At 59.9% G+C, this 302-nt stretch carries 1 pseudogene; it reads right to left on the minus strand.

Annotation, left to right across the window (positions count from 1 at the left end):
• A pseudogene (locus tag J9892_RS21405) lies at nt 1–302 on the minus strand (IS21 family transposase); the annotation flags it as partial.

The following is a 302-nucleotide window of genomic DNA, read 5'->3' on the forward strand; positions in this document are numbered from 1 at the left end:
CCGGTGTCCCGCCGAAAAACTCAAAGGCACGGACATGGCTTTGCAGCCAGTCCGGCAGTGACTGGGACCAGGTGGCCTCGGCAAAGGTGTAGTTGGACGCACCGAGCACGGCGACAAAGACTTGTGCCTGACGGACCTCACCCGTGGAGGGCGAGGCGATGGGCACCGTGGGCCCGCAGTAGTCGATAAAGAGCTTTTCCCCCGCCTTGTGGATCTGGCGCATGGAGCGCTTTTGCAACTGACACCAGGACTTGTAACGGTCACAGAACTGGGAGTAGCTGTAACAGCTATTGGGATAGCGC

The organism is Aeromonas sp. Prich7-2, from assembly GCF_017939255.1.
Classification (GTDB): domain Bacteria; phylum Pseudomonadota; class Gammaproteobacteria; order Enterobacterales; family Aeromonadaceae; genus Aeromonas; species Aeromonas caviae.